This is a genomic window from Sphingomonas sp. 1F27F7B (assembly GCF_005503355.1).
GTDB lineage: Bacteria > Pseudomonadota > Alphaproteobacteria > Sphingomonadales > Sphingomonadaceae > Sphingomonas.
In genome coordinates this window covers 1-6,644 of the sequence record NZ_SCMK01000046.1, presented here as the reverse complement: position 1 = coordinate 6,644, position 6,644 = coordinate 1, and the positions used below count along the sequence as shown (strand labels likewise).

6 protein-coding genes and 1 pseudogene are annotated in these 6,644 nt (G+C 67.4%); 2 read left to right on the top strand and 5 right to left on the bottom strand.

The window, feature by feature from the left end:
- Positions 1–109 precede the first annotated feature (109 nt).
- The 4 genes from FFS08_RS23115 to dnaK form a co-directional block, all read right to left on the bottom strand.
- A complete protein-coding gene (locus tag FFS08_RS23115) occupies positions 110–508 on the bottom strand; it encodes a glycine zipper 2TM domain-containing protein (RefSeq protein ID WP_137865087.1) in 399 nt (132 codons plus the stop codon).
- 123 nt (positions 509–631) lie between these two features.
- Positions 632–1,588 (bottom strand): phage tail protein, encoded by a 957-nt coding sequence (locus FFS08_RS23895; RefSeq protein WP_137865086.1) that lies wholly within the window; start codon positions 1,586–1,588, stop codon positions 632–634.
- Between the two features lie 316 nt (positions 1,589–1,904).
- Entirely contained in the window at positions 1,905–3,026 is a 1,122-nt protein-coding gene (dnaJ, locus tag FFS08_RS23105; protein WP_137865085.1) for a molecular chaperone DnaJ, read from the bottom strand.
- Positions 3,027–3,219: 193 nt separating this feature from the next.
- Positions 3,220–5,136 carry a molecular chaperone DnaK gene (gene dnaK, locus FFS08_RS23100; protein WP_137865084.1) on the bottom strand — a complete coding sequence of 639 codons (1,917 nt, stop codon included), beginning with the start codon at positions 5,134–5,136 and terminating at the stop codon, positions 3,220–3,222.
- Between the two features lie 160 nt (positions 5,137–5,296).
- Between dnaK and FFS08_RS23095 the strand changes: the two genes are divergently transcribed.
- Positions 5,297–5,737, top strand: coding sequence for a copper chaperone PCu(A)C (locus FFS08_RS23095; RefSeq protein WP_137865083.1), 441 nt, complete (start codon positions 5,297–5,299; stop codon positions 5,735–5,737).
- Positions 5,738–6,001: 264 nt separating this feature from the next.
- On the top strand, positions 6,002–6,535 hold the full coding sequence (locus tag FFS08_RS23090; RefSeq protein WP_137865082.1) for a PH domain-containing protein: 534 nt from the start codon (positions 6,002–6,004) through the stop codon (positions 6,533–6,535).
- Positions 6,536–6,551: 16 nt separating this feature from the next.
- On the opposite strand, the pseudogene FFS08_RS23085 reads toward FFS08_RS23090, so the two are convergent.
- A pseudogene (locus tag FFS08_RS23085) lies at positions 6,552–6,644 on the bottom strand (IS5/IS1182 family transposase); the annotation flags it as partial.

Sequence of the window (6,644 nt, the reverse complement as noted above, 5' to 3'; positions counted from 1 at the left end):
CCGGCCAACGTGCCTGGGGGCATGCCCCCAGGCACGTTGCCATCCCATCAACCAACCATCATGAAGGAGCCGGACTCTACCTCTGAGTGGTAACAATCAGGGGCGCACGTCAACGGCAGCGACGGCCGCCGCTGCTGTCCTTGTCGATCGCCCGGCCGAGCAGCGCGCCGCCCAGGGCGCCGAGCAGCGTGCCGGGGGTGCGATCGCCGTAGCGGTCGATGCTGCGGCCGACCAGCGCGCCGGCGACACCGCCGATCAGCAGGCCCGTGGTGCCGTCCGAACGGCGGCAATAGTTGCGGCCGTCGCGCCCGCGCCAGCTCGGGCCGTCATAATAGCCGCGATCGTCATAGCCCCGGTCATAGCCACGACGGTCATAGCCGCGGTCATAGCCGCGCTCGTAGCGACCATCGTCGCCCCGGTAACCGTCATAGCGCTGCGCCATCGCGGTCGAAGGCAGGGCGGGAAGGGCAACGGCCATGGCCGCGAGGCCCAGAAGCATCTTACGCATGATCTCTTCTCCTCCTTTGGCCGGTGGCTCGGCACCGGGAACGAGGATGGGTCTAGGCGATTCGGCCTGATGCGATGCTGAACTCGCCTTGCAGCTTGCGTTCACGTAACGAATCGCACCGGCTCAGGCGCCGGGCATCATCCGGCCGCGCAGGTCGGGCACCGCGAAACTCGTCTTGCCGTCGCCGCCCCATATGTCTCCGATCGCCTGGAACAGCGTCGGATAGTCGGAGATCGCCAGCACGCTGCCGTCGCATGCCGCCCAGCCCTGCGGGATCTGCGCACCGGCATAGGCCGTCACCTGCCCGGCATAGGCGCCGCTCGCCGGCGGCTCGCCATTGCCGTTCCCGGGGGCGAGGGGACCACCGGTGTTGATGATATAGTTCAGGCCCAACCCGTCGATGGTGCCCGACACCTTCTGGCCCAGCGCCATGCCCGGCCCGATGCCCACCGGCGCCGCGCCCTCCAGGCTCGGCAGCTGGAAAGTTGTGGTGCCATTGCCGCCGAACGCGGTACCGATCGCCTCGAACAGCGCGACATTCTGCGAGATCGCCAGCATCGCGCCGGCGCACGGTGCCCAACCGGCCGGCACCATGTTCCCGCCAAAGGGCATCACCGCGCCCGGCATCGGCGCCGCGCTGCCCGCATTCGTCGCGATCAGCCAGGTGAGGACGAGCGCGCCCGGCCGCATCCCGCCCACCGGCGCGCCGCCGATCGCCACGCGTGCGTGCAGATCGGGCACGCCGATGTCCATCATCCCGTCGCCGCCGAAATTGGTCCCGATCACCGCCGCCAGCGGCTGGTTCTGCATGATCGGCAGCGTGCCGCCGGTGCACGGCCTGGCGCCATAGGCCGGATAGCTCCCGGCGAAGCTCTCGATCATGCCGATCGTGAATTGCGCGGGCGCGGGGCCACCCTGCGGGAAGACGCCGTTCATCACCAGCAGCTGCTGCATGCCCGAAGGCGGCGGCGGGCCGGGCCGGAATTCCTCCTCCGCCAGCACCGGCGGCACGGGCTTCGGCGCCCCGCCGCCGAACAGCCGCGCCAGCAATGCCAGCAATGCCTTGAGCCAAGCCCACATCGGTGCCTCCCCGCCCTGCAAGACACGCGACTATCCGCGCGCGATCGCAGCCGGGCAGCCCCCATATGGGAGCGAACCGAACCGAAGCGGTGCAAAGCAATGGCGATGCGCGCTTGCCGGGATAAGGGTGTTTGCCACAATCCCGTCGTCATCCCCGCAGAGGCGGGGATCCAGGGTAATGCGGGATATCGGCACCACCGCGCGAACGCCGTCCGGAGAGGGCAACACCCCGCCACCTCGGCGCGGCGCCTGGCCCTGGATCCCCGCCTGCGCGGGGATGACGATGGCTAATCAGATGCCTGCTTGCATTCTCGACCTAGCCCAGGGCCGCCTTGAGCTTGGCGAAGAAGCCGGTCGCCTGGGGGCATTCGTCGCCGGTCTCGGTCGCGCGGAATTCCTCGAGCAGCTCGCGCTGCTTCGCGGTCAGCTTGGTCGGCATCTCGACGACGAGCTCGACGACCAGGTCGCCGCGCCCGCGCCCCTGCAGCACCGGCATGCCCGCGCCGCGCTGGCGCACCTCGCGGCCGCTCTGCGTGCCCGGCGCGATCTTCACGACATGCTTTTCGCCGTCGAGCCCGGGCAGGACGATCTCGCCGCCCAGCGCCGCAGTGGTGAAGCTGATCGGCGCATGGGCGAACAAATTGGTGCCCTCGCGCTCGAAGATCGCGTGCTTCTTGACGTGCAGGAAAATGTAGAGATCGCCCGCCGGCGCGCTGCGCGCGCCCGCTTCGCCTTCGCCCTGCAGGCGGATCCGGGTGCCTTCGTCCACGCCCGGCGGCACGTTGATCTTGAGCGTCTTGGTCTTGTCGGTCCGGCCCTCGCCGCGGCAGTCGCGGCAGGGCTGCTCGATCACTTCGCCGGCGCCGTGGCAGACCGGGCAGGTCCGCTCGACCATGAAGAAGCCCTGCTGCGCGCGGACCTTGCCATGGCCGCCGCACTGCTTGCACTGGTTCACGGGGGTGCCGGGCTTGGCGCCGGTGCCATCGCAGGTATCGCAATGCCCGGAGACGTCGACGGTAATCTCGCTGGTCTTGCCGTGAAAGGCTTCCTCCAGCGTGATCTCCATGTCGTAGCGCAGGTCGGCGCCGCGCCGCACCTGGCGCCCGCCGCCGCGGCCGCCGCCCATGAACTCGCCGAACACGCTTTCGAAAATGTCGCTGAACGCGCCGAAATCGGGCTGGGCACCATGGCCGCCGCCGCCCATGCCGTTCTTGAAGGCCGCATGCCCGAACCGGTCATAGGCCGCGCGCTTCTGGGGGTCCTTCAGGCAGTCATAGGCTTCGTTGATCGCCTTGAACTTGGCCTCATGCTCCTTGCACCCGGCATTCTTGTCCGGGTGATATTTGATCGCGAGCTTGCGATAGGCGGACTTGAGCGTGACCTCGTCCGCAGTGCGCTCGACTTCGAGCAACTCGTAATAATCGACTTCGGTGGTCATTCAAAAAGCCCTCTCCCCGTCAGGGGAGCATTGGGTCGATCATGCCCCCGGCATGATCTGAACAGCACGGGGTGCTGTTCACCCAATGCTGGTCGGGAGAGGGGCACGCCGCTGGAAAGCATCCGCATCGCCACCCCGTCTCCCCCTCTCCCCGGCCCTCTCCCCGCATGCGGTGAGAGGGAGGGGACGTTCGTTACGCCTTGTTGTCGTCCACCTCGGAGAACTCGGCGTCGACGACTTCCTCGCCGCCGGCCTCCGAACCCGCCGCCGCGCCGGCGCCCGCCTGGGGCGACGCCTGCTCGGCGGCCTGCTTCTCGTAGATCGCCTGGCCGAGCTTCATCGCCACCTGGGCGAGGTTCTGGCTCTTGGCCTGCATCTCGTCGGCGTCGCCGCCGTCGACCGCAGCCTTGGCTTCGGCCACCGCCGCCTCGATCTCCGCCTTCAGCGAGGCGTCGACCTTGTCGCCATTTTCCTGGAGCTGGCGCTCCGTCGTGTGGATCAGGCTCTCGGCGTTGTTCTTCGCCTCGGCCGCGGCGCGACGCTTCTTGTCCTCTTCGGCGAAGCTCTCGGCGTCGCGGACCATCTGCTCGATGTCGCTGTCCGAAAGGCCGCCCGAGGCCTGGATGCGGATCTGCTGCTCCTTGCCGGTGCCCTTGTCCTTGGCCGACACGTTGACCAGGCCGTTGGCGTCGATGTCGAAGGTCACTTCGATCTGCGGCACGCCGCGCGGCGCCGGCGGGATGCCGACCAGGTCGAACTGGCCGAGCAGCTTGTTGTCCGCCGCCATTTCGCGCTCGCCCTGGAAGACGCGGATGGTCACCGCCTGCTGATTGTCATCAGCGGTCGAATAGACCTGCGACTTCTTGGTCGGGATCGTCGTGTTGCGGTCGATCATGCGCGTGAACACGCCGCCCAGCGTCTCGATGCCGAGCGACAGCGGCGTCACGTCGAGCAGCAGCACGTCCTTAACGTCGCCCTGCAGCACGCCGGCCTGGATCGCCGCGCCGATGGCGACGACTTCGTCCGGGTTCACGCCGGTGTGCGGCTCCTTGCCGAAGAACTCCTTCACGATCTGGCGGACCTTCGGCATGCGGGTCATGCCGCCGACCAGCACCACTTCGTCGATCGCCGAACCCTTGACGCCGGCATCGGCCAGCGCCTTGCGGCACGGCTCGAGCGTGCGCTGGATCAGGTCCTCGACGAGGCGCTCCAGCTCGGCGCGGTTGATCGTCTTCACCAGATGCTTCGGCCCATTGGCGTCGGCGGTGATGAAGGGCAGGTTCACTTCGGTGGTCTGCGCCGAGGAAAGCTCGATCTTCGCCTTCTCGGCGGCTTCCTTCAGCCGCTGCAGCGCGAGCTTGTCCTTGGTGAGGTCGATGCCCTCGGCCTTCTTGAAGTCCTCGGCCAGGAACTGCACCAGCTTGGCGTCGAAGTCCTCGCCGCCCAGGAAGGTGTCGCCATTGGTCGCCTTCACTTCGAACACGCCGTCGCCGATCTCGAGCACCGAGATGTCGAACGTGCCGCCGCCAAGGTCATAGACCGCGATCGTCTTGCCGTCGTTCTTCTCGAGGCCGTAAGCGAGCGCCGCCGCCGTTGGCTCGTTGATGATGCGCAGCACTTCCAGGCCCGCGATCTTGCCGGCGTCCTTGGTCGCCTGGCGCTGCGCGTCGTTGAAATAGGCCGGCACCGTGATCACCGCCTGGGTGACGTTCTCGCCGAGATAGGCCTCGGCGGTTTCCTTCATCTTCTGCAGGATGAAGGCCGAGATCTGGCTCGGCGAATAGTCCTCGCCGCCCGCCTTCACCCAGGCGTCGCCATTGGCGCCGCGCACGATGGTGTAGGGCACCAGCTCGGTGTCCTTCTTGGTGACGGGATCGTCGAAGCGGCGGCCGATCAGGCGCTTCACCGCGAAAACCGTGTTGTCCGGATTGGTCACCGCCTGTCGCTTGGCCGGCTGGCCGATCAGGCGTTCGCCGTCCTTGGCGAAGGCGACGATCGAAGGCGTGGTACGCGCGCCTTCAACATTCTCGATGACCTTGGGCTTGCCGCCCTCCATCACTGCCACGCAGCTGTTGGTCGTCCCCAGGTCGATACCGATAACTTTAGCCATGGTCCCTCGTTGGCCCCCAGTTCAAAATCAAAAACTTGGCCCCCACGCCCCTGCTTGGAGGCAGCACGGAGAACCGGTCACGCTGCCGGATATAGGTGCGCATGCGCTTGCCGCAAGAAGCAGGGCTTTCTAGAGGGTTCTCGAAATGGGAGTAGGGCGGATGCGGCATTTCTCGGCGATCGTTACGGTGGCGGCACTTTCGGCCTGCTCGCCGGCGGGCGAGCTTTCGGCGGGCAATGCCTGGGTCCGGCTGCCCGCCGTCGCCGGCCAGCCGGGGGCGGCCTATTTCACCGTGCAGGGCGGTGCGAAGGCCGACACGCTGCTCTCCGTCTCCTCACGGGCCGCGCTCAAGGCGGAGCTGCACGAGAGCACGAAGGGCGACCATGGCATGATGTCGATGGCCCCGCTGAAGGACGTCGCGGTGCCGGCCGGCGGCAAGCTCGCATTCGCGCCGGGCGGCCGCCACGTGATGCTGTTCTCGATCGGGCCGGCGGTGAAGCCCGGCCAGACGGTGCCGCTCGAACTGTCCTTCGCCAGCGGCAGGACGATCGAGCTCGACGCGAAGGTGATCGGCGCGGGCGATCCGGCACCGGCAAGCTAGGGTGAGGGGCTGATCTTCGTCGAAGTGAATTACGACTATCCGCGCCTGTTCGGGTCCAGCTTCATGGGCCCGGCCCGGCTCCACTACCTCGCGTCCTTCATCGCGCGCGACCGGCACGACTTCTCGCAGCTCTTCGATCCGCCGCCACGCGACAAATATACCAGCCGAGCCGGTCCGCTCCCGGAGAGGGAGATTGCGCTTCACTCGCCGCCGATCCGCGCTATCCTCCCCTCCTTTCCGTCAAACCGAGCGAGGCCCGCACGCATGCCGCAAGTCCTGGACCGTTTCCGCTCCTCCACGCTCGGCTGGCTGATCGGCACGCTCGCGGGCTGGGGCACCTGCTTCCTGCTGCTGGTCGGGCTGATCGGCACCTTCTATTTCCTCGCCCAGGGCATGCTCGCCGGCGCCGCCTGGGTCGCGCCGCTGCTGTTCGTCGTCGCGATCGTGGTGCTGCTCCTCAAATGGTTCGAAAATCTCGGCATCGCCTATGAGATCACGGAGGATCGGCTGATCCTCCACAAGGGCATCCTGCGGAAGTCGATCGACGAGATCGAGCTCTATCGGGTGAAGGACGTCCGCATCGACTTCTCGATCGTCAACCAGTTGGCGGACATCGGCACGATCAGCATAGCCTCGTCAGACGAGACCACGCGCGACGCCCCGCTGGTGATCCGCGACGTGGCGCAAGCCCGTGCCCGCCGCGAGAAGCTTCGCGAGCTGGTCAACACCGCCCGCCGCACCCGCGGCGTGCGCGAGATCGACATGCACGGCGACCCCGCCGAACCGCCGCTGGGCTAGGGTCAGGACTCATTGGTCATAGCCAGAAGATGATGGTGGCGGCGAGCGCGATGGCGGAGAAGAAGGTGGTGGGGCAGCGGTCGTAACGGGTAGCGACGCGGCGCCAGTC

Bases quoted from the DNA above. Each gene is read 5' to 3' on its own strand.
- dnaJ (WP_137865085.1), bottom strand. From the start codon at position 3,026: ATGACCACCGAAGTCGATTATTACGAGTTGCTCGAAGTCGAGCGCACT.
- FFS08_RS23090 (WP_137865082.1), top strand. From the start codon at position 6,002: ATGCCGCAAGTCCTGGACCGTTTCCGCTCCTCCACGCTCGGCTGGCTG.
- FFS08_RS23895 (WP_137865086.1), bottom strand. From the start codon at position 1,588: ATGTGGGCTTGGCTCAAGGCATTGCTGGCATTGCTGGCGCGGCTGTTC.
- FFS08_RS23115 (WP_137865087.1), bottom strand. From the start codon at position 508: ATGCGTAAGATGCTTCTGGGCCTCGCGGCCATGGCCGTTGCCCTTCCC.
- FFS08_RS23095 (WP_137865083.1), top strand. From the start codon at position 5,297: ATGCGGCATTTCTCGGCGATCGTTACGGTGGCGGCACTTTCGGCCTGC.
- dnaK (WP_137865084.1), bottom strand. From the start codon at position 5,136: ATGGCTAAAGTTATCGGTATCGACCTGGGGACGACCAACAGCTGCGTG.